The 22,416-nt window shown below is 42.2% G+C and carries 24 protein-coding genes and 1 other annotated feature; of the genes, 1 reads left to right on the forward strand and 23 read right to left on the reverse strand.

Going from position 1 to position 22,416, the window contains the following annotated elements; all coding sequences use genetic code 11:
• The 16 genes from P855_RS0108920 to rpsU form a co-directional block, all read right to left on the reverse strand.
• Complete coding sequence (locus P855_RS0108920; protein ID WP_028783245.1) at nucleotides 1-630, reverse strand: helix-turn-helix transcriptional regulator; 630 nt, start codon at nucleotides 628-630, stop codon at nucleotides 1-3.
• A gap of 82 nt (nucleotides 631-712) precedes the next feature.
• Nucleotides 713-2,797, reverse strand: coding sequence for a glycine--tRNA ligase subunit beta (gene glyS / locus P855_RS0108925; protein WP_028783246.1), 2,085 nt, complete (start codon nucleotides 2,795-2,797; stop codon nucleotides 713-715).
• Nucleotides 2,790-3,680 carry a glycine--tRNA ligase subunit alpha gene (glyQ, locus tag P855_RS0108930; protein ID WP_028783247.1) on the reverse strand — a complete coding sequence of 297 codons (891 nt, stop codon included), beginning with the start codon at nucleotides 3,678-3,680 and terminating at the stop codon, nucleotides 2,790-2,792. The genes glyS and glyQ overlap by 8 nt, the downstream gene beginning before the upstream one ends.
• Nucleotides 3,681-3,754: 74 nt before the next feature.
• Nucleotides 3,755-3,924 (reverse strand) — a binding site (T-box leader).
• A 40-nt stretch (nucleotides 3,925-3,964) separates the two neighbouring features.
• Entirely contained in the window at nucleotides 3,965-4,717 is a 753-nt protein-coding gene (gene recO, locus P855_RS0108935) for a DNA repair protein RecO (RefSeq protein ID WP_028783248.1), read from the reverse strand.
• Nucleotides 4,718-4,738: 21 nt separating this feature from the next.
• Nucleotides 4,739-4,882 (reverse strand): YqzL family protein, encoded by a 144-nt coding sequence (locus P855_RS21785; RefSeq protein WP_084315649.1) that lies wholly within the window; start codon nucleotides 4,880-4,882, stop codon nucleotides 4,739-4,741.
• 101 nt (nucleotides 4,883-4,983) lie between these two features.
• On the reverse strand, nucleotides 4,984-5,889 hold the full coding sequence (era, locus tag P855_RS0108945) for a GTPase Era (protein ID WP_028783249.1): 906 nt from the start codon (nucleotides 5,887-5,889) through the stop codon (nucleotides 4,984-4,986).
• A 131-nt stretch (nucleotides 5,890-6,020) separates the two neighbouring features.
• Complete coding sequence (locus P855_RS0108950; RefSeq protein ID WP_028783250.1) at nucleotides 6,021-6,398, reverse strand: diacylglycerol kinase family protein; 378 nt, start codon at nucleotides 6,396-6,398, stop codon at nucleotides 6,021-6,023.
• On the reverse strand, nucleotides 6,373-6,840 hold the full coding sequence (gene ybeY / locus P855_RS0108955) for an rRNA maturation RNase YbeY (RefSeq protein ID WP_028783251.1): 468 nt from the start codon (nucleotides 6,838-6,840) through the stop codon (nucleotides 6,373-6,375). Before ybeY ends, P855_RS0108950 begins: the two co-directional genes overlap by 26 nt.
• 219 nt (nucleotides 6,841-7,059) lie before the next feature.
• Nucleotides 7,060-8,031, reverse strand: a complete 972-nt coding sequence (locus P855_RS0108960; RefSeq protein WP_028783252.1) for a PhoH family protein — start codon at nucleotides 8,029-8,031, stop codon at nucleotides 7,060-7,062.
• Nucleotides 8,032-8,033: 2 nt separating this feature from the next.
• The gene (yqfD, locus tag P855_RS0108965; protein ID WP_028783253.1) at nucleotides 8,034-9,218 is read right to left on the reverse strand and encodes a sporulation protein YqfD; all 1,185 of its coding nucleotides are present in this window, start codon (nucleotides 9,216-9,218) and stop codon (nucleotides 8,034-8,036) included.
• Nucleotides 9,219-9,246: 28 nt separating this feature from the next.
• A complete protein-coding gene (gene yqfC, locus P855_RS0108970) occupies nucleotides 9,247-9,528 on the reverse strand; it encodes a sporulation protein YqfC (protein WP_028783254.1) in 282 nt (93 codons plus the stop codon).
• Between the two features lie 71 nt (nucleotides 9,529-9,599).
• The gene (locus P855_RS0108975; protein ID WP_028783255.1) at nucleotides 9,600-10,136 is read right to left on the reverse strand and encodes a hypothetical protein; all 537 of its coding nucleotides are present in this window, start codon (nucleotides 10,134-10,136) and stop codon (nucleotides 9,600-9,602) included.
• A gap of 30 nt (nucleotides 10,137-10,166) precedes the next feature.
• Nucleotides 10,167-11,162, reverse strand: coding sequence for a flotillin-like protein FloA (gene floA, locus P855_RS0108980; RefSeq protein WP_028783256.1), 996 nt, complete (start codon nucleotides 11,160-11,162; stop codon nucleotides 10,167-10,169).
• Nucleotides 11,163-11,174: 12 nt separating this feature from the next.
• Nucleotides 11,175-12,521 (reverse strand): NfeD family protein, encoded by a 1,347-nt coding sequence (locus tag P855_RS0108985; protein ID WP_028783257.1) that lies wholly within the window; start codon nucleotides 12,519-12,521, stop codon nucleotides 11,175-11,177.
• A gap of 224 nt (nucleotides 12,522-12,745) precedes the next feature.
• Complete coding sequence (locus P855_RS0108990) at nucleotides 12,746-13,192, reverse strand: GatB/YqeY domain-containing protein (protein ID WP_028783258.1); 447 nt, start codon at nucleotides 13,190-13,192, stop codon at nucleotides 12,746-12,748.
• 18 nt (nucleotides 13,193-13,210) lie between these two features.
• A complete protein-coding gene (gene rpsU / locus P855_RS0108995; RefSeq protein WP_028783259.1) occupies nucleotides 13,211-13,387 on the reverse strand; it encodes a 30S ribosomal protein S21 in 177 nt (58 codons plus the stop codon).
• 209 nt (nucleotides 13,388-13,596) lie between these two features.
• On the opposite strand from rpsU, the gene P855_RS0109000 reads away from it, so the two are divergent.
• Nucleotides 13,597-14,523, forward strand: coding sequence for a Na/Pi symporter (locus P855_RS0109000; protein ID WP_028783260.1), 927 nt, complete (start codon nucleotides 13,597-13,599; stop codon nucleotides 14,521-14,523).
• 40 nt (nucleotides 14,524-14,563) lie between these two features.
• On the opposite strand, the gene deoC is transcribed toward P855_RS0109000, so the two are convergent.
• From deoC to grpE, 7 genes are all read right to left on the reverse strand, one after another.
• Nucleotides 14,564-15,232, reverse strand: a complete 669-nt coding sequence (deoC, locus tag P855_RS0109005) for a deoxyribose-phosphate aldolase (protein WP_028783261.1) — start codon at nucleotides 15,230-15,232, stop codon at nucleotides 14,564-14,566.
• A gap of 225 nt (nucleotides 15,233-15,457) precedes the next feature.
• Nucleotides 15,458-16,813 carry a tRNA (N(6)-L-threonylcarbamoyladenosine(37)-C(2))-methylthiotransferase MtaB gene (gene mtaB, locus P855_RS0109010; RefSeq protein ID WP_028783262.1) on the reverse strand — a complete coding sequence of 452 codons (1,356 nt, stop codon included), beginning with the start codon at nucleotides 16,811-16,813 and terminating at the stop codon, nucleotides 15,458-15,460.
• A gap of 5 nt (nucleotides 16,814-16,818) precedes the next feature.
• Nucleotides 16,819-17,571: a 16S rRNA (uracil(1498)-N(3))-methyltransferase gene (locus tag P855_RS0109015; RefSeq protein WP_028783263.1), complete on the reverse strand. Its 753-nt coding sequence runs from the start codon at nucleotides 17,569-17,571 to the stop codon at nucleotides 16,819-16,821.
• Between the two features lie 21 nt (nucleotides 17,572-17,592).
• A complete protein-coding gene (gene prmA, locus P855_RS0109020) occupies nucleotides 17,593-18,528 on the reverse strand; it encodes a 50S ribosomal protein L11 methyltransferase (RefSeq protein ID WP_028783264.1) in 936 nt (311 codons plus the stop codon).
• Between the two features lie 100 nt (nucleotides 18,529-18,628).
• On the reverse strand, nucleotides 18,629-19,762 hold the full coding sequence (dnaJ, locus tag P855_RS0109025) for a molecular chaperone DnaJ (protein WP_028783265.1): 1,134 nt from the start codon (nucleotides 19,760-19,762) through the stop codon (nucleotides 18,629-18,631).
• A 146-nt stretch (nucleotides 19,763-19,908) separates the two neighbouring features.
• Nucleotides 19,909-21,744: a molecular chaperone DnaK gene (gene dnaK, locus P855_RS0109030; RefSeq protein WP_028783266.1), complete on the reverse strand. Its 1,836-nt coding sequence runs from the start codon at nucleotides 21,742-21,744 to the stop codon at nucleotides 19,909-19,911.
• Nucleotides 21,745-21,840: 96 nt separating this feature from the next.
• Nucleotides 21,841-22,392, reverse strand: coding sequence for a nucleotide exchange factor GrpE (grpE, locus tag P855_RS0109035; RefSeq protein ID WP_028783267.1), 552 nt, complete (start codon nucleotides 22,390-22,392; stop codon nucleotides 21,841-21,843).
• Between the last annotated feature and the right edge of the window lie 24 nt (nucleotides 22,393-22,416).

The raw sequence follows: 22,416 nt of genomic DNA on the forward strand, positions 1-22,416 counted from the left end.
TTACAAGTGTTCGTCACGCCCTAGTTCCACTAATGCTTTCGTCATATTTGTCTTTGTAATTCGTCCTGTCACTTCCAATCCTTCGTCTACATCTTTAACAATCGGCAGCCCATCAATCTGCTTATCAATAAGCTTCTGTGCAGCATCCAGCAATAAGTCGTCTTTCCTGCACACCGTTATATTCGGCATCCGAGTCATAATGATATGGACAGGAATAGAGTTTAAATCCTGGTTTCCAATACTTGCCCGCAATAAATCTTTTCGGGACAAAACCCCCAGAAGCAATGATTTATTATCGACAACAAACAAGGTGCCGACATCTTCAAGGAACATGGTACAGATGGCATCATATACAGATACATCTTCTTCTACCACGATCGGAATGGACTGGTATTCCTGAACCTTGAATTTTTTCAGCTTTTCCGTCAATAATTCTGAACCTGTTTTCCCTGTGAAAAAATAACCCACTCTCGGCCGGGCATCCAAAAATCCGGCCATAGTTAAAATAGCAAGATCCGGTCTTAATGTCGCTCTCGTCAACTGCAATTGGTCTGCTATATTTTCACCAGTTATCGGTCCGTTCTCTTTCACAATTTCGATAATCTGTTCTTGTCTGCTGGAAAGTTCCATACTTTCACCACCCTGATCACTGACTGTGACATACTATTTAACTATTATAGCTCATTTTTATAATCGGGTAAAAGAAGGAGGCTTAGAACTGCTGTTTCCATTGGACTGCGTTCAAATCAGCAAAGGCATAAACTTCTTTTGCTATCAGGTTCAGTAAACCTAAGCGGTTTTCCCGTAATTGCTCATCCTCCGCCATGACCATAGTCTGATCAAAGAAAGCGTGAATCGGTTCCGCAAGTGTACCTAACGTTTCCAAGGCCTTAACAGCATCATGTTTAAGCAGTGCATCTTCATACACCGGACTGATGTTTTGGTACTTTTCAAATAAGTCATGTTCTGTTTCATTTTCAAATAGAGCTTTATCTACTTTTTCTACATTCGTCTTTTTTGCCAAATTTAAGACACGGCCCAAGGCTTCGTGTGTTGATTTGAAAGCTTCGTCATTACGTTTAGCTGCCAACAGCTTTGCTTTTTCCTTTGTAAATGGTACATGCTGTATGCCTTCTGCCAATACAGCTTCTACAATATCAGAGGCTACCCCTTCTTCCCTTAATAGATAACTTGCTCTAATATGGAAGAATTCCTTTAAATCCTCAGCTATTTCTTTTTCCGTACGGTTTGTCAAGCCAAGTTTGACATTCATACTGAGCGCTGTACTCACTAAAGTTTCCAGGCGAATATCCCAGGCTTGTTTGTCGAGCATCTGGAGTATACCGATCGCTGATCTTCTTAGTCCATAAGGATCCTGGGATCCAGATGGAATAATACCAATAGAAAAGCAGCCAACAATTGTATCGAGCTTATCTGCTATGCTTACGATTGTCCCGGCAACTGTTTCAGGCAGCATTCCGTTAGCTTGACGTGGCATGTAATGTTCATTAATAGCCGTGGCCACAACATCATCTTCTCCAAAGATTCTTGCATACTTTTCACCCATGATTCCCTGAAGTTCCGGAAATTCATCTACCATATGGGTAACCAGATCGAATTTACATATTTCTGCTGTACGCGTAACATGTTTCTTTGTAGTCTTATCCAGTTGTAGGTGCTCACTGACTGCATCGGCCAGTTTCACAGTCCGCTGCACCTTATCCGCAATTGTACCAAGGTCTTCCTGGAAGACCATTCGAGATAGCTTTTCCAAACTTTGCTCGATAGGCGCCTTCTGATCCTCTTCATAAAAGAAACGAGCATCAGCAAGTCTGGCCTTCAATACTTTTTCATTTCCTCGCGCAACATTATCCAAATGCTTTTCGTCCCCGTTTCTGACTGCCACAAAATAAGGAAGCAGCTCCCCTTCCCGGGAACGGACAGGGAAGTAACGCTGGTGTTCTTTCATGGAAGTTATTAAAGCTTCTTCCGGAACAACGAGAAAATCAGCACTATAAGCTCCGTAAAAAACCGTCGGGTATTCCACCAGGTGCGTAACCTCGTTCAATAAATCTTCATCCACAAGGACTTCCCAGCCTTTATCCTGAGCTAACTTTTCAATTTGAGCAGCAATCATTTCTTTACGAAGCATAACATCGGCTATGACAAACTGCTCTTTCAATATTTTTTCATAGTTGTCTGCATGATCAACAGCAACCTGCTTTCCCAGGAAACGGTGTCCGAACGTAGTTTTTCCTGTTTGTACACCTGAAATGGAAAATGGGATCACCTCGTCCCCATAAAGAGCAATAAGCCAACGAATCGGGCGGACATATCGAAGCTGCTTGTCCCCCCACCGCATATTTTTCGGGAAATTCAAAGAAAGAATTACATCTTTGAATTGATCAAGCAGATTTTTTGTCGCTTCCCCTTCAATAAACTTATTGATATGGACATATTCCGTTCCTTTAAGTTCTTTAAAATAAATATCTTCGACACTCTTCCCTTGGCCTTTTGCAAATCCGATAGCTGCCTTTGTCCATTTCCCTTGCTCGTCAAACGCTATTTTTTTTGCAGGGCCCTTTGCCACTTCTTCGATATCTGGCTGTTTCTCTGGCAATCCTTCGATTTTAACAGTCAGACGGCGTGGTGTAGACATTGTCGCAATGGTTTCATAAGGAAGACGTAAATCGTCCAGCCATTCTTTCGTTTTTTCTTCTAACTGTATTAGAGCATCATCGATAAACCGGGCTGGAAGTTCTTCTAACCCGACTTCAAATAAAACTGTATTACTCATTGGACGCTTCCTCCTTTTCTTTCAGCATTGGGAAACCTAATCGTTCCCGTTCTTCTACATAGGTTTTTGCAATTTTACGGGCTAAATTTCTGACTCGAGATATATAGCCAGTTCGTTCCGTGACTGAAATTACACCTTTTGCATCAAGTAAATTGAAAGTGTGGGAACATTTCAATACGTAATCATATGCGGGAAATACAAGGCCAAGCTCCATCGCACGTCCGGCTTCTTTTTCATAAATGCTGAATAAATCAAATAACATATCACTATCAGAGGATTCAAATGTATACTTTGAGTGCTCATACTCAGGTTGAGAGAAGATATCCCCTACCGTCACACCATCTGTCCATTCCAGTTCAAAGACATTTTCCTTATCTTGAATATAAGAAGCCAACCGTTCCAGCCCATAAGTGATTTCTGCAGACACTGGCTTGGCTTCAAGCCCGCCAATCTGCTGGAAGTATGTGAATTGGGTGATCTCCATCCCATCGAGCCATACTTCCCATCCTAATCCCGCAGCACCTAGTGTAGGGTTTTCCCAGTTATCTTCCACGAACCGGATATCATGTTTAAGCGGATCGATTCCTAAAGCTTTCAATGATTCTAAGTAAAGTTCCTGAATATTGTCAGGTGACGGCTTCATGATCACCTGGAATTGATGATGCTGGTAGAGACGGTTAGGGTTTTCCCCATACCTTCCGTCTGCCGGTCTTCTTGAAGGCTCTACATAAGCAACATTCCAAGGCTCCGGTCCAAGACTGCGGAGCAGGGTCATTGGAGACATGGTTCCGGCACCTTTTTCTACATCATAAGCTTGCATTAATAAACAGCCTTGATCCGACCAATGTTTTTGTAATGTCAGTATCATATTTTGGATATTCATGTGATCTTCCCTCCACTAATGAAAGTTATTGAATTTATTCCATAAAAAAACTCGCCGCTATGCCACTTTCGTGACATAGGGACGAGAATTTCCCGCGGTTCCACCCTATTTGCTTTCTACTTAGAAAGCCGCTTTAATAAGCTGCTCAGGACTGCCTTCGCTATTTCTTCGACACCTGTCTCGCACCATCACAGGTTCGCTTCAGTCGAGGGGAATAGGTACTACTTTCCTTCAACGCACAAGTTTATTAGTATATGCATCATACTTGAAAGCTGGATGTTTTGTCAATCTTCTGGTCTGAAAAGATCCAGCTGCTTTAAAAACTTTTTTGATTTTATAAAATATCCACCATAATAGTCATAGTATGCGTCCATCAATTGTCTCAATTTCAGTTTAGTTTCTTCTTTTATGGATATGTTACCAAGACGGGCAACATCCATATGGAGAAATAATCGAAGCAGCTTCGTTATGTTTTCAGTTAACCCAAAAGCTTCTGGATCCAGATGTTTGCATCGAAAACATAAAAAGCCCCCTTCTTTTATTGAAAAGGAGAAGGGGCCATTTTGATTGCCACAATTCACACAGGCATCCAGTTGGGGAGCGAACCCTGCTTTCTGGTATAACTTAAGTTCGTACATCAATGATAGAATTTCCGGATTTTTATCTTCTGTAATCCAAATCAATGTTTGAAGGAATTGTTGAAATAAAAATGGATCTGGCTGTTTTTCTTCCAACATTTTATCAGTCATTTCCGCTACATAAGCAGCATATGCTGTTTTGATAATATCTTCACGAACTCCTCTAAGCGAGGAAATGACTTCTCCCTGGCTAAGAGAACCAAGGTTTCGCCCTGTTTGCACTAAATATTGCCCGTGGATAAACGGCTGGGTGATCGAACTCATACGACTTTTGGGCTTTTTTGCGCCTTTGGCCATAACAGCGAATTTCCCTTTTTCCCGTGAAAAAATAGTTACAATTTTATGTGTTTCGCCATAATCTTTGGTTCGGAGAACAATTCCTTCCATTTTTTCGAGCAACATATTCACCTTTTCTGCTTTTCACAAATTGGTTTCATGTCCAGAAACCGTCTCTTGTTCCTGTGGTTCCTCTTCCTGAGGTGCTTGTTTTTCCATCTCTTTCATGAGTAAGTAGGTTTCTATGTTTCCTGTTTGACTGAAAATTTTCCATGGTAAGTCAAGCACAAGAAACACCGCCTTTCAAGTTAGTTATTCAATCAAAATAACATGACATTCTTAGGATGTTACAAGCAGCTTGAAGCATGAATATTAAAATTTACCATGAATTAATATTCATCGTCCCGGTAGCCATACTCATTCAACTGGAGTTGGCGATTTCGCCAATCTTTCTGAACCTTCACCCACAAATCAAGAAAAACTTTCGTACCTAACAAGGCTTCGATATCTTCTCTGGCACGCTGTCCGATTTCTTTCAGCATCTTACCCTGTTTACCGATAATGATCCCTTTCTGGGAGGGACGCTCAATAATAATAGTAGCCTGGATATATACTGTTTCAGATTGCTCCCGATGTTCGATTCCATCAATCACTACCGCAATAGAATGAGGAACTTCCTCTCTTGTCAAATGGAGTGCTTTTTCCCTAATCATTTCACTGATGATAAACCTTTCAGGGTGATCAGTGATCTGATCTTCAGGATAATACTGTGGGCCTTCCGGCAGCTGGGATTTCAACACTTCTAATAAGTGGCTGACGTTGTTCCCTTCTAAAGCTGATATAGGAATAATCTCTTCAAAATCATACATCTCCCTGTACTGATCGATTAATGGAAGCAATTCATCAGGATGGACCTTATCAATTTTGTTGATGATTAGAAATACAGGTTTATCTACTTTTTCAAGTCGGTCGATAATGAACTGATCACCGCGGCCGTACCCCTCTTCCGCATTGATCATAAACATGATAGCGTCCACTTCATTAAGAGATTGCTCGGCAACTTTCACCATGAAATCCCCAAGTTTATGTTTCGGCTTATGGATTCCAGGTGTATCAATAAACACTATTTGGGCATCATTTTCTGTCCAGACACCTTGAATTTTGTTTCTTGTGGTTTGTGGTTTATCGCTCATGATAGCGATTTTTTGACCTATCACCTGATTCATGAAAGTGGATTTCCCTACATTAGGTCGTCCAATGATTGCAATAAACCCTGATTTGAATGTATTGTCCATGTGGTATCCTCCGTTTGTGAATGAGGTCTGTGTGTATTTACTATTTTACTATAGAAAAACTGCAATTTCATATACTCGACAAAAGCTTTCAATCTTTTTGCTCAAGCCAGTTCAGCCGAATGGGCGCCTTCCTATAAAAATGAAATTAACTTAGGAAGGAAGACAACCAAACCAATAATGACTGAAAAAACCGACGCTACCAGTACTGCACCAGCTGCAATGTCTTTAATAGCACCAACAGCTGGATGTATGTCAGGTGCTAAGTGATCCATTGCTTTTTCAATACTTGTATTTATCATCTCCAGCGTCAATATTAACGCTATAATCAGTAAAATAACTGCCCATTCGACTGGAGTAAGTTGCAGTAACCATGAAAGTATCAACACCAATACGGCTGCTGTCAGGTGGAATTTCATATTCCGTTCTGTTTTTGCTACTATCATTATTCCACGCCATGCATACCGAAACCCGATTCCCCGTTTTTTATTTCCGTTCCAATCCGAACTCATTTAAAATATCCTCTTGTCTTTGGAACATTTTTTTCTCATCTTCTTCCTCCAAATGATCATATCCTAATAAATGAAGAAAACCATGAAGAGCTAAGAAACCTAATTCCCGTTCTAGTGAGTGCTTATATTCTTCCGCCTGCTCTTTTGCTTTATCAATTGATATCACGATGTCCCCAAGTACTACCGGAATTTCCTCGCCGATAATACGCACTTCTCCTTTCCCTTCCTCCTGCATGGCAAACGAAATGACATCAGTAGGCGTATCTTTCTGCCGGTAATTCCGATTTAAAATTTGGATTTCTTTATTATCCACAAAATTCACGGATATTTCCGCTTCATTCTGAACTTTTTCTTTTTCAGCAGCAAACTTCAATAACCGTTGAATCATATCAATATGCCCTTCATCTACTGTATTCGTCTCGTCATGAAAATCGATTTGTATCATTGGTACAGCCTCCTTGATGCGCTATTTCATCTTTTACCGTATAGTTTGTCCGATTGACTTGTTCTTATCGCTCTGGTTCTTAACATGTTCCGCTTTTATATACGGATTAAACCTCTTTACAACGTTTGGAAAATGACACACAGCATTTATCCATTCTTGTTAAACACCCTTTTAAGAAAGCCATTTAAAAATAAGACCCTCTTTAAAAAACGGGTCTTATTTTTCTTCGCTCTTATCCTTTTCATATGCGTCAATAATCCGTTGTACTAGTGGGTGACGAATGACATCCGTTTGGTCAAGATGGATGAACGACGAACCTTTAATACCCTTCAAGCGCAACTCGGCTTCACGCAGACCTGACCTGACGCCTTTCGGCAAATCCACTTGAGTGATATCACCCGTTATGACCATTTTGGATCCAAAACCAAGTCGGGTCAAAAACATTTTCATCTGCTCAGGAGTTGTATTTTGGGCTTCATCCAATATAGCAAAAGCATCATCCAGGGTTCTCCCCCGCATATACGCCAGAGGGGCAATTTCGATTGTGCCACGCTCAATCAGTCTTGCAGTATGTTCGGTCCCTAATACATCATGTAAGGAATCATAAAGAGGACGAAGATATGGATCGACTTTCTCTTTCAAATCACCTGGTAAAAAGCCAAGGCTTTCTCCAGCTTCCACAGCAGGACGGGTCAGGATAATACGTTTCACTTGACCGTTTTTCAAAGCATTTACAGCCATGACAACCGCCAAATACGTTTTTCCGGTTCCTGCCGGGCCAATGCCAAACACTAAATCATTATTCCGTATCGCTGACACGTATCCGCGTTGACCCAGGGTTTTGACACGGATGGACTTTCCTTTGGCATTCCGGGTGATTTCATCTTCGAATAAAGCTTCGAATTGATTAATTTTGCCCTTTTTTGCTAATTCGACTGCGTATACGACATCTCGTTCTGTAATCGTAAGACCTTTGCGAATTAAGGCCAGCAAAGAAAGTAGTATCTCTTCTACGAGCCTCGCCTTGTCCCCCTTGCCGGAAGCACTGACATGCTCACCACGTGATATGATGGAAACTTGCAGCTGCTCTTCAATTTGTTTCAGATTTCTATCTTCTGTACCAAATAAAGCCAAAGCTTCAGATGGATTATCAAGTTGTATATCAATCGTTTTTAAGTCTTCCTGCATACTCAAGCTCCTTGATTCACATTCTTTGTCATAGCAATATCTTCATGTACTTTTACAAATAGAATTAATTTTACTTTACCATTGTCAACACTTTGGTGCAAAATATTTTCTTCCAAAATCTTCGAACCCTCTGGAATTTTTTTCAATAAGTCTCTTTTTCCTTGCTCTATTGCTATCGCTGCAGCTTCTTCTACCGAACGTTTATGCGATAATTGGTTCAATTCAAAGATGGTGGTTTTTTTCCAATAGAACGGAAGCGATTTAGAAAAAAGACTCAGCTGGTGATAATCTTCTTCTTTTTTCCTAACCTTATATTCTATTTTACCCCACCCCCATACGGGGAATTCAAATCCGGCAATGTTTATATGATATTTGTTTTTAAATTCTCCTGTGGCGGTCTGTATTTTTTCTGTTTGACTGGCAGACACTTCTACTCTATACCATGTCTCTGCTATTACTTCACCTTCCGCACGGATAAGTTTTTCATCGTTTTCATCCAGTTGGGCGGAAGCTAATAATTCACCTTCTTCGACGTAATCATTCACTTCTACCATCGGTTTTCCTTTAGAAATGTATATATAATGAATCATGCCTTTTTTTGCGGCAACAAGATGAGCAGGCTGAGACGCATTTTCTTTTTCTACTAATGTCTTTTCAACCCCCTGGAATATATAGGCTGTCCCTTTCTTTTCCACACCGATCCATAGCAGTTCTGGCACATCATCCAGAAGCTTTTGCTGCAACGTTCCATTATCCTCTAAACGAAAGGATATCGCTCCGGGCTGTACACCATACTCACGTAATTGTTTTTCTACTTTCTTCTCTAATTCTTTTGGAAGACCCTCAATATGCACAGACCAAACTAAATTGGAGACAAACACAATCAGGAGTGCTGTCAATATCACCGCAAACCACAAGGGTTTTTGAGCAAGAAAACTTTGCCATAAATACGGGAGACCTTGTCCACGCTTTAAACGAACCTTAAATCTTGTCCGCTTTCTGATTCGTTTGACCCTGGCTAAATCAGCGAGGTAAATATTAGCTTGAAGCTGGTTGTCGGACAGTTTTTTTGCATTCCATATGACCACCCCTTCTTTAGCGCAAAGATTTATGAATTGTTCAGGATATGCACCCTGGATGATCAAAGTGACGTAACCTTTAATGAACTTTCCTTGTATGGGCTTCATAATAGAGGTCCTCCTTCAAACGGGCTGGTTACTGATCCATAAACAGGATCGAATGCATTTTGCCTTCTACTAAAATCTCTTCCGATAGCATCATTTTTAATACAAATCCTTCACCCACCAGACGGATGTAGCCTTTTCTTGATTTCAGTCTGATTTCCTGTTCTGAAAAATGTAATAAACCCTGGTGATTTTCAATATATACATGGAAGTCTCCGATTGTAGTGACCCTTGGCAAATCCAACATGACATCAGAAGGAAGTTCCAAGTAGTTAGCCATCCAGCCACGGATCTGTTGTTGCCACTTTTTCATGTAACGACCTCCCTCTCATCTATATATACGAAAAACGCACGGATTGTATCACTACAATCCGTGCGTTCCTGTTAATAATTATTCCGTCTTGAGAATGTCCGGTGTGGCTTATGAGCTCGGGGAGGCCCTAAAATTTCAGCCATTATCACACTTTCAGCAATTTTTTTTCGATTCAGGTTACTTTTGATAGAAAGGGAAGGGGCTGTTTCGCTTTGATTGTACTGCGTCGGTTTGGTTCTTTCCATTTGACCAGGCAATGCATCATGTAATTTCCTGTTCGGGGTTTCATACGTAAATGAACCCGTGCCTTGCTTATCACCAATATTCCGTGCGGAAATATCCTTGATATGCTTTTGTTTCTCTTGGTAATATCGCTCCATCTTGCTTTCGCCTGCAAATTTATCTGGTTTTCGCTCAGCTTGTTCTACTTGTTCAGTCTTGTGCCGTACTGGCCCTGAAGGTGTAGGTGGTGCAGGCGAGGAAGGACGCCTTGCAGGACGCTCATCTTCTTGTTCCCCGTTCATGCGATTTAACCAGCTGATAATACCTCCAATAAAAACAGCTACGAGGAAAATATTATTCAGCAGGAAATCAATGAAGTTTCCCATGGACTCATCCTCCTTAAACCACGAAGATGATTATTTCTCTTCGTCTTCTCCATGGTCTTCTTTAGAAAGTTTGCCTAACGTATCACGCATATCTGTATCTGCATTGATGTTACGGTAATTCATGTAGTCCATGACACCCATTTTCCCGGATCGCAATGCTTCAGCAAGCGCCTGAGGGACTTCAGCTTCTGCCTCAACAACTTTAGCTTGCATTTCTTGTACTCTGGCACGCATTTCTTGTTCTTGCGCAATAGCCATTGCACGACGTTCTTCCGCTTTTGCCTGGGCGATATTCTTATCTGCTTCAGCCTGGTCTGTCTGCAGGATGGCTCCAATGTTTTTACCTATATCGATATCTGCTATATCAATGGATAAGATCTCAAAAGCTGTTCCTGCATCTAACCCTTTTGATAAAACATTCTGGGAAATACGGTCTGGATTTTCCAATACTTTATTATGGTTCTCAGAGCTGCCAATTGTGGAGACGATTCCTTCGCCGACACGAGCGATAACAGTATCTTCACCTGCACCACCGACCAAACGGTCGATATTGGCTCTTACCGTAATACGTGCCTTCGCTTTTACTTCAATCCCATCCATGGCTACACCCGCAATGAACGGTGTTTCGATTACTTTTGGATTAACACTCATTTGGACGGCTTCTAACACATCACGACCAGCAAGGTCAATCGCAGCACAACGTTCAAAGCTAAGTTCAATATTTGCGCGCTGCGCAGCAATCAAAGCATTGACCACACGGTCTACATTACCACCAGCTAAATAGTGACTCTCTAATTGGTTGGTGTCTACATTGACCCCTGCTTTATGAGCCTTAATCAATGGATTGATTACACGAGAGGGAATAACCCTTCTCAGCCGCATCCCTACGAGTGTGAAAATGCTGATTCGGACTCCCGCTGCCAATGCACTGATCCAGAGCATGACTGGAATGAAAGTGAATAATACAGCAAGCACAATGATAATGAGGCCAATAATGATAATTGGCATTAATTCATTTAACGTCATCTTTTTTCCTCCTTATTGGTTATCTTTATTGATTTCACGCACAACAACGCGCGAACCTTCTGTCTTAATGATCTTTACGGGCTGCCCCGCCTGCAAAAACCTCCCTTCCGAAACGACATCCAATCTTTCGTCGTCAAAAACAGCAGTTCCGGAAGGACGAAGCGGGGTCAACGTTTCTCCTTCTAAACCAATCAATTCTAACCGGTTTACTGTGGAGACGAATCCTTTGTCCGTGGTAGTAGCATCCTGGAGGATGATGTGCCGGAAAAAACCCCTTTCCAACCCAAGGTATTTGAAAAGGACTACGGAGGCGACTATTGCCACAAGTATTGCAATACCGATACTCATGGCCATATGGCCCGTATCCGCTCCTGATAACATCAATGAAGAAACGATAGCCACTCCTCCTGCTATACCTGCAATTCCTCCAGGTAAAAAGAATTCAGCTGCCATCAGGATGATCCCCAGTACAAGCAGAATAATCGCCTCATATCCTGCCAGCCCGGCAATGATATGCCCATAGAAAAATAATACCAGAGAGAGCAAACCCATTGTGCCAGGAATTCCAAATCCAGGAGAGTATAATTCGACGATCAGCCCCAGGCTTGCAACTGAGAGAAGAATCGGAACGACCACCGGGTTGGTCAAAAAACTGGCAATGTTTTCAGCTAAAGTAGGTTCCGTTTCCACTATTTCCGCCTTTGAGAGCTCTAGTTCGCTAAGCAGTTCTGTACGATGTCTGACAACACCTTCTGCGTAGCCTACTTCTACCGCGGCCTTTGGTCCTAATGTAAGAAATTCTCCTTCCGGTGCATTATACTTTGGGAGATCTACTGATGGATCTGCCATCGCTTCTGCATAAATGGGGTCCCTGCCATTGGACTCGGCTGCTGCAATCATAGCAGCAATCCAGGCGGATTGAGCTTTTTTATCAGCTGCGTTCCCATCTGAAGTAATTACTCCAGAAGCCCCCATCGTCGCGGAGGGCTTCATGTATATCTGATCCGAGTTAAGGGCTATGTAAGAACCAGCTGACAATGCCTGACTGGTAATGAACGCAGTATTGGGGATTTTCAAATCCTGAAACAATTCTCCGATGGCATTAGCTGAATCAACCCTGCCGCCTGGTGTAGCGATTTCAAAAACAACATGATCTGCTTCAGCTTCCTTCGCTTCTGTAATGGATCGTTTTAAAAACGCTTCCATTCCTCTTTCCACTGTATTCTCCACAGGAATGATGTAGACAAGCTTTCCCTTCCCGTCTTCAGCAAAAATTTTATATCCTGTATTACCATTAATCGAATATAAAACCATCATCAGCAGTACCATTAAGGTTATATAACGAGCTATCCGTATCATGCGGTACCCCTTTCCTGACACAGTCATGGTATATGTACGTTCCAACTAAACATAACGTTTCATTTAAATAAAAAAATATATTAGAAAAACTTGGCTTATCACCAAGTCTTTATGGCGAAAACCTGAGTTTTTCTTATACTATAACCCTTTAACAAAGTTATACTTTCTTATGTACAAAAAAATCTCCCTGTTTAAAGGGAGATTTTTCTATTCTTCACGTACGATTATGATAAATGTTTAAGTACGAGCTTGTTTACCTGTGAACCATCTGCCTTACCTTTAACTTTGGGCATGATAGCACTCATAACTTTCCCCATATCCTGCTTGGAGGAAGCTCCTACTTCAGTAATCGTAGCTTGAACGACTTGTTCCAGTTCTTCTTCTGAAAGCTGTTTCGGCATATATGCTTGTAAAATCTCTATTTCACGATTAAGTTTTTCTACAAGGTCTTCGCGTCCAGCTTCTTTAAATTCATGGAGGGAATCTTTCCTTTGTTTTACCTCTCGGGATAAAACAGTAAGTTCTTCTTCTTCAGATAATTCGCCTCTTCCAAGCTTGATGGCTTCATTTTGTAAGGAAGCCTTCACCATACGGATGACAGTCAATTTCTCTTTGTCCTTATTCCGCATCGCTTGTTTCATGTCTTCATTGAGACGTTCAACTAATGACATAGCTCTCTACACCCTCTTTTACCACTTACGCTTTCTAGCGGCCTCAGACTTTTTCTTACGGCGTACGCTAGGCTTTTCGTAATGTTCACGTTTACGATATTCAGATAGCGTTCCAGATTTGGATACACTCTTTTTGAAGCGACGAAGAGCATCTTCAAGAGACTCGTTTTTACGAACGCGAGTTGTTTTTGACATGCTATTTCCCTCCCTCCGAAGCATAAAGCAAGTATCTTCTCTGCATGCATATCTATCTTGCATGCCTTTGATAATTATATTATAACCCCTTAGATGGGTCAACTTATTTCGTTGAATTTGTTCCATTAATGCCATTTTCAGTGAACATCGTAATGAATTATGTTCATTTTTCTGCACCCTTGTCCATATAGTATTATGAGGTGTCGTCTATGCTTATGGAATTGATCTCAAGATTAACTGTATTATTATTAATGTTTTTATTTGGGCTTCAATGCCTGAAAATCGGTCTGTTCCAACTTTCTTATCATCGGACCAAACAATGGATTCATCAATTTTCTAATAATCCGTTCACTGCAATTTTAACAGGTTTTGCAGCTACAGGGTTGCTGCAAAGCAGTTCCGTAGTCATCGTCTTGGCAATGGGGCTTGTTACCACTAAGTATATGAAAGTGACACAGGCTATAGGTATCATGCTCGGGGCGAACCTGGGTACAACGATAACCGGTGAGATTCTCAGTTTATCCCTCCACCTTCCTTATACGGCATTGCTTATCGCAGGCGTTTTATTGATTATCATTCAACATCAGAAGACGTTTGCCTGGGGTACCATCATGTTTGGGCTGGCAGTCATCTTTCTTGCATTGGAAAACTTAGGCGGGTCTATTTCAGATATGATGATTCTTCCCGGAGCGGAAGATTGGATTTCTTCACTTAATCATTCCACTATATCAGCTTTATTCTTTGGAATTATCGGGTCAGGTTTAATTCAATCTTCTTCTGCTATGTTCGGTGTGACACTTACCTTGCTTGATCAGGGCGCTATTTCTATGTCTTCCGCTATTGCAGTCATTCTCGGCTCAAATATCGGCACATGCATTACTGCTTCGATAGCTGGTGTGGCTTTAGATAAACAGGCCAGAGTAGTGGCATCCAGTCATATTTGGTATAACGTGATCAGTGTGGTACTTTTCCTTCCATTTCTCACTTTATTAGATACCGTATCTTATTGGCTGGCATCGGAACCTGGCAGACAGTTAGCTCATTTGGCAGTTCTGTTCAATACCTTGACCATTTTCTTTTTCTATCCATTTTTGAAACCTTTTGAGAAATGGCTTACTCGTTTGCACAACAAATAAACCAGCCTGCTTGAAGCATGGCTGGTTTATTAATTTCAATTTAATAATCAGAAGTTCCTTTTTCGCCTTTGATAATTTGAATACCAGAGCTTGCTCCGATACGGGAAGCACCTGCATCAATCATTGCTTTTGTGGATTCGAAATCACGGACTCCTCCTGAAGCTTTTACGCCAATCTCAGGTCCTACAGTCGCCCGCATTAACTTAATGTCTTCCACAGTAGCTCCTCCTCCGGAAAAACCGGTAGAAGTCTTCACGTAATCTGCTCCCGCTTTAACAGCCAGCTCACAGGCTTGAACTTTTTCTTCTTTGGTAAGTAAAGAAGTTTCAATAATCACTTTCACCAGTGCTTTATCTTCTGACTCTCTTATAACTGCTTCGATATCGGCTTGTACTGTATCGTAGTCCTTAGATTTAAGGGCGCCGACATTGATGACCATATCTATTTCCGTGGCACCATTCTCGATTGCTTGCTTAGTTTCGAAAGCTTTTACCTCTTTCGTATTTGCCCCGAGAGGAAAACCGATTACCGTACATACTTTGACAGAAGTTTCTTTCAACTGTTCATAACAATAGCTGACCCAATATGGATTGACACAAACGGAAGCAAACTCATATTCTTTCGCTTCCTGACATACCTGGTCAATCTTCTCCTTTGATGTTTCAGGTTTTAATTGGGTATGATCAATATATTTGGCTAAGTTTTCCATAACGATCTTCCTTTCTTTCTATCGGTTAGTTGTCCGTACCTCTACATCATAGCATGAAGCAAATATAAATTCTATGTCTTGTCTCTTCCGGTCAGAAAAACTCGTCTTGTCACTAAGCACTTATGGCGACAAGCTTAATCTTATATTTAAATCCTTTAACAAATTCAACTTCTTACAATGCAAAAAGAGCCACACGAATTATCGTGTGGCTGTCTTTTTTAAAAATTAAATAGCTGTGACATGACCAGTCAAGTCAGGTCCGTCCATCACACGTACAAACTTTCCTTCATTATAAGGATAACCCGCTTTAGCGATTTTCACCTTAACTATTTGCCCAATTAAATCTTTGGATCCTTCGAACTTTACTTTCAGGTAGTTATCGGTGTACCCGATTAATAGCCCTTCCTCGTTGCCTTCTTTGTCTTCCTCTTCAGGAATGACCTCCAACACCTCATTTTCGAAACGGGACGCATACTCCTTCGCCTGTTGATCAGATAATTCGATCAGGCGGTGAACACGGTCATTTTTCACTTCATCATCAACTTGGTCAGTCATACGGGCAGCTGGAGTACCAGTTCTTTTTGAAAAAGGAAACACGTGCAGTTCAGAGTACCCTATATCCTGGATTGCCTGGTAGGTCTCCATGAACTCTTCTTCCGTTTCCCCCGGGAAACCGACAATGACGTCTGAAGTGATTGCCAAATTAGGCAGCGCTTCTTTGATACGTTCGATTCGCTCCTTATAAAATTCCATTGTATATTTCCTTCTCATCCGTTTTAAGACAGTATCCGAGCCGGATTGTAGTGGAATGTGTAAGTGCCGTACAATCTTATCAGAGTCATTCAACACTTTGATGACATCATCTGTGATTTGACTTGCTTCAATGGATGAAATACGAATCCGTTTTAACCCTTTTACTTGTTCATCCAGTTCGCGGAGGAGCATGGCGAGGTTATAATCCTTCATATCTTCTCCATATCCGCCTGTATGAATTCCTGTCAGCACAATTTCCTTGTAACCCGCATCGACAAGCTGCTGTGCTTGTTTAATGACATCCTCAGGCTTTCTCGACCGCATCAAGCCACGAGCCCACGGGATGATACAGAAGGTACAAAAGTTGTTACAGCCTTCCTGGATTTTCAAAGATGCACGGGTACGATCTGTAAAGTACGGGACATCCAATTCTTCGTATACGCGGTTCTTCATGATGTTTGTTACACCATTGATGGGTTGTCGTTCTTTTTTATACTGCTCAATATAATCAAGCATTTTCACCCGGTTTTGTGTACCTACAACAATATCCACTCCAGGTATGTCCATGATTTCGCCCGGGGAAGTCTGGGCATAGCAGCCTGTAACACAAATAACCCCGTCCGGGTTCTTCCTGATTGCTCTGCGGATGACCTGCCGGCTTTTCTTATCCCCAGTGTTAGTAACGGTACACGTATTAATGACATAGACATCTGACTCACGATCGAAATCGACCCGCTCATAGCCCTGGTCTTTGAACAATTGCCAGACTGCTTCAGTCTCATAATGATTCACTTTACACCCTAATGTATGAAATGCCACTGTAGGCATTTTCATCACCTCAATTCTTCAAGATGATACGAAATACTTGCTAGCAAATAAAGAGGTGCCGTTTCCATCCGCAAAATCCTTGGACCTAATCGCACCGAATGAAAACCCGCTTCTGACAGCTTAACTGCTTCGGATGGGGAAAATCCCCCCTCAGGACCGATAACTGCCAATAGTTTTCCCCCAGGCTCCACTATTCTGATCAAATCAGACAATGATTTATATTCAGCGCGCTTTGCTTCGTCTTCATAAGCGAACAGTTTCCATTTATACTGTTCACTGACCTGAAGCAGTTTGTCCAGATTATAAAGAGGTTCAATATCAGGAATCTTGTTACGGTGGCATTGTTCGCTAGCTTCTTTCGCAATTTTTCTCAGGCGGGAAATCTTTTTATCCGCCTTTTTTTTATCCCATTTTACTACAGACCGTTCTGCTTGATAAGGGATGAACCGGGAAGCACCTAATTCTGTCCCTTTTTGTACAACGGTTTCTAACTTATCACCCTTGCCAAGTGATTGGACTATGGTGATTTCAATAGGAAGTTCAACATTTTCTTCCAGCCATTCTACCAGCCTGCAATGTACAGCCTCTTTCTCAACACTGATAATTTGACAGCGTGCAGCATTGCCACTCGGATGATTGCAGATAATTTCATCATCCGGGAGCATACGCATGACACGTCCGATATGATGAACATCCTCCCCCTCGATGATAATCTTATCACTCTGCCAATTATCTGCTTCTACAAAATATCGCTGCATTTCAAGCACCTGCTTTACCCGCTATTTCTTAGCGATTATAGAAATCCAATCTTCCATTTGGTTCACTTCGATTATTTCAAATCCAGCCTGAATCAAATTTTGCTTTACGTCTTCTTTCTTACCCTGAATGATTCCAGAGGTAATGAAATAGCCGCCTTTTTTCAATAGATGATAGGCATCTTCTGTGAAGCGGACAATAATCTCAGCGAGAATGTTCGAGACAATCAAGTCTGCAGTTTCCTCGACCCCTTTTAGTAAATCATTCTGATGTGAGGTTATGCGATCGTCCACCCGGTTCAACTTAGCGTTATTTTCTGTGCTTTTAACAGCGATATCATCCAGGTCAAACGCAGACACCCTTGATGCACCAAGCAACACCGAGGCTACGCTAAGAATACCGGATCCCGCGCCAACATCCAATACATGATCACCTTTCTTAATAAAACGTTCGATAGCCTGGATACTTAGTACGGTCGTTGGGTGCGTCCCTGTACCAAACGCCATACCGGGATCCATCTCAATAATGACTTCGTCACTCGATACCGGCTGATAATCTTCCCAAGTCGGAATGATCGTGACTTTATCTGAGATTTTCACAGGCTTATAATATTTTTTCCACTCATTCGCCCAATCTTCTTCATTCACTTCAGAAAGTGTCACTTCATTATTTCCAAGCTGGATATCATAAGCGGCCAAATTATTAACGGACTGTTTAATTTCATCAATCGTTTCACTTAGAAAGCTGTTAACAGGAAGATAAGCTTTTACATATACACCTTCAGCCGGATAATCCTCAGGGTCTAAGTCATAAAGCTCACCAAAGCCCGCACGACGCTCTTTCTCCATATCCTGTGGGTCTTCGATGACCACCCCACTGGCTCCTGCTTCATGAAGAATATTGGACACTGGTTCCACTGCTTCATTTGTAGTATGGATACAAATTTCTGACCACTTCATACCAATCAACTCTTTTCCAGTCGTTTTATAGATGGTATTCCCACACATATGTAGAGGCTGTATCAAAATAGATGCCTCTGATTTTGACCAGCCTCTCCTCTTACTCGCCCTTGAACGCCCGCTTCATTTTTTGAAAAAAGTTACCATGCTGTTCATCTGTTGCTTCATTACCGCTGATATCATTAAACTCCCTGAGCAGCTCTTTCTGTCTCTCGGTCAGGTTCTGCGGAGTCACAACACGGATTTTGACATGTTGGTCTCCATGGCCGCCTCCTCTGACATTAGGAGCACCTTTCCCTTTCAGGCGGAATGTTTTGCCTGTCTGTGTGCCTGCTGGTACTTTCAGTTTCACTTTACCATGCACAGTCGGCACTTCCAATTCGTCTCCAAGAGCAGCTTGTGCGAATGTAACAGGCATTTCACAGAAGATATGGTCGCCATCACGTTCGAAAAACTCATGTGACTGGACACGTACGACAACAAAAAGATCACCTGCAGGTCCTCCGTTGGCGCCCGCTTCCCCTTGTCCTGCAATCCGTATTTGCATCCCTTCGTCAATTCCCGCTGGAATGCTGACATGGATTTTCTTACGTTTTGTCACTTTACCGGATCCACCACAAGTATTACATTTGTCTTTGACAATCTTGCCGCTCCCCTGGCAATAATGACAAACCCGACGGTTGACCACTCGACCGAATGGTGTATTCTGCTCTTCGTTCAGCTGACCGCTTCCCTGACAGTGAGGACAAGTCTCAGGGGTAGTCCCTGGCTTGGCACCTGAACCATCACAAGTTTCACATTCTTCCTCTTTCGGGATTTCAATATCTGTTTCCTTACCGAAGATGGCTTCTTCGAATCCAAGTGTCATTGTATATTGTAAATCGGCACCTTTACGCGGAGCGTTTGGATCACGCCTTCTACCGCCGCCACCGCCGAAGAACATATCGAAAATATCGCCGAATCCACCGAAGTCTTCAGCGCCGCCACCGAAACCGCCAAAGCCTCCTTGACCTTGGGCACCGGCATGACCAAATTGGTCGTATTGGGCACGTTTTTGCTGATCACTTAATACTTCATAAGCTTCTTTTACTTCTTTGAACTTATCCGCAGCATCCGGTTCTTCACTGACGTCCGGATGATACTTACGGGCAAGTTTTCTGTAACTTTTCTTGATTTCGTCCTTGGAAGCCCCTTTGTCGACTCCAAGCACGTCATAGTAGTCTCGTTTACTCACTTGACGATCACTCTCCCGGCACTATTGCATAAAGTTAATAATAACATTGGTACAAAGCTATTTTCAAATCTTCTTGCTTCTTTTTCGTTTACGTGAAAAAAGTCAAAGCCAAGGGATTCCTGACTTTGACTTTTAACTTGACTCAGTTACTTTTTATCGTCTTCTTCATTAACTTCTTCGTAATCGGCATCGACTACATCATCGTCGCCGCCTTGTCCGCCTTCTGCTTCCTGCTGAGCCTGAGCCTGCTGTGCTGCTTGCTCATACACCTTTGTTGACAGGTTTTGGACATGTTCCTGAAGCGCTTCTTTCTTCTCTTTAATTTTATCAAGGTCTTCGCCTTCTAACGCTTCTTTCAATTCATCTTTTGCAGTTTCAGCTTGTTGTTTTTCTTCTTCAGAAACCTGTTCGCCTAAATCTTTCAAGGTCTTTTCAGTAGTAAAGATCATCTGATCCGCTTCATTACGAAGCTCTACTTCTTCACGGCGTTTCTTATCTGCTTCTGCATTTTCTTCTGCTTCCTGGACCATCTTTTCTACTTCTTCGTCAGAAAGTCCTGAAGAGGATTTAATGGTAATAGACTGTTCTTTATTTGTACCCATATCCTTGGCACGGACGTTAACGATACCGTTAGCATCAATATCGAAGGATACTTCGATTTGTGGAACACCACGTGGTGCTGGCGGAATGTCAGTCAATTGGAAACGGCCAAGCGTCTTGTTATCTTGTGCCATTTCTCTCTCCCCTTGCAGGACATGAATGTCAACGGCAGTCTGGTTATCAGCTGCTGTTGAGAATACTTGGGAGTGGCTTGTTGGAATGGTTGTATTACGTTCAATCAGTTTAGTAGTTACGCCACCCATTGTTTCAATACCAAGGGATAGTGGGGTAACGTCCAGAAGGACAACATCTTTAACGTCCCCTTGCAGGACTCCACCTTGGATGGCTGCACCAAGGGCTACAACTTCATCCGGATTAACTCCTTTAGATGGTTCTTTTCCAACTTCTTTTTTCAATGCTTCCTGGACAGCTGGAATACGCGTGGAACCACCGACTAAGATAACTTTATCGATTTCGCTGGAAGAAAGACCAGCATCTTTTAGCGCTTGACGCGTCGGTCTCATGGAGCGCTCGATAAGATCAGAAGAAAGTTCTTCGAATTTAGCGCGTGTCAATGTCATTTCCAAGTGCAACGGACCAGCTTCACCTGCTGTGATAAACGGCAGGGAAATCTGAGTTTGAGCAACACCGGAAAGATCCTTCTTCGCTTTTTCAGCAGCATCTTTCAAGCGTTGTTTGGCCATTTTATCCTGGGAAAGATCAATACCATTTTCTTTCTTAAATTCTGCTACCATATGATCGATGATTACCTGGTCAAAGTCGTCACCACCAAGACGGTTGTCACCGGCAGTAGATACAACTTCAAATGTGCCGTCACCAATATCCAGGATAGAAACGTCGAAAGTACCGCCGCCAAGGTCATATACCAGGATAGTCTGATCCTGATCTTCTTTATCGATACCATAGGCAAGGGCAGCAGCCGTCGGCTCGTTAATGATACGTTCTACTTCGATACCCGCGATTTTACCAGCATCTTTAGTAGCCTGGCGTTCTGCATCGTTGAAGTAAGCAGGTACGGTAATGACGGCTTTGTCTACCGTTTCACCAAGGTAGTCTTCCGCATATCCTTTAATGTATTGCAGGATGATTGCAGAAATTTCCTGTGGTGTATATTCTTTTCCTTCCACTTCCACTTTATGGTCTGTACCCATATAACGTTTGATGGAAAGGATCGTATTCGGGTTCGTAATCGCCTGACGCTTAGCGACTTCACCTACTTGGCGCTCGCCATTTTTAAAAGCGACAGCAGAAGGTGTTGTACGGTTACCTTCCGGATTTGGAATTACTTTTGATTCGCCGCCTTCCATTACAGCGACACAAGAGTTTGTTGTACCTAAGTCAATACCAATGATTTTACCCATTGCAAAATTCCTCCTTATAGCTCTACTGTGTTGGATATATTAGTGGAACTCCCTGGTATACGGAGTTTATTCATCCTGCTTTTCAGATCACCCGGGCTATTGATTCACTTTGACCATCGCCGGACGAATGACACGATCTTTCAACTTGTAACCCTTTTGCATTTCTTCAATAACTACATTGGATTCATAGTTTTCATCGTTATCTTGCATCACTGCTTGGTGGAGGTGAGGATCAAACGCTTCACCCTCAGCTTTTATTTCTTCTACGCCCTCTTTTTCCAGTGCTGCTTTGAATTGCTGGTAGACCATTTTCATACCATCTACGAAACCTTTGGCAGAGTCCCCTTCGACCTCCACTTTCAATGCCCGGTCAAAGTTATCCAGTACCGGTACCAGTTCAGTCACCAGATCCTGAGACTTATATTTGCGATCCGCTTCCCGCTCTTTCATGGTGCGTCTGCGGAAGTTATCATAATCTGCCTGCAATCGAAGCAGCCGATTGTTAAGTTCGTCATATTCCTGCTTCAGCTTTTCCAGCTCTTGATCTTCGGACTGTTCTTCCTCTAGAACTTCCTGTTCCAATTCTTCTTCTACAGATTCTTCAGCATCTGTAATGATTTCCTGTTCATGTTGGTTGTCTTTTGACATGCCGACACCCCCTCCAGTTCTATT

Source organism: Thalassobacillus devorans MSP14, from assembly GCF_000496835.1.
Classification (GTDB): Bacteria; Bacillota; Bacilli; order Bacillales; family Halobacillaceae; genus Thalassobacillus; species Thalassobacillus devorans_B.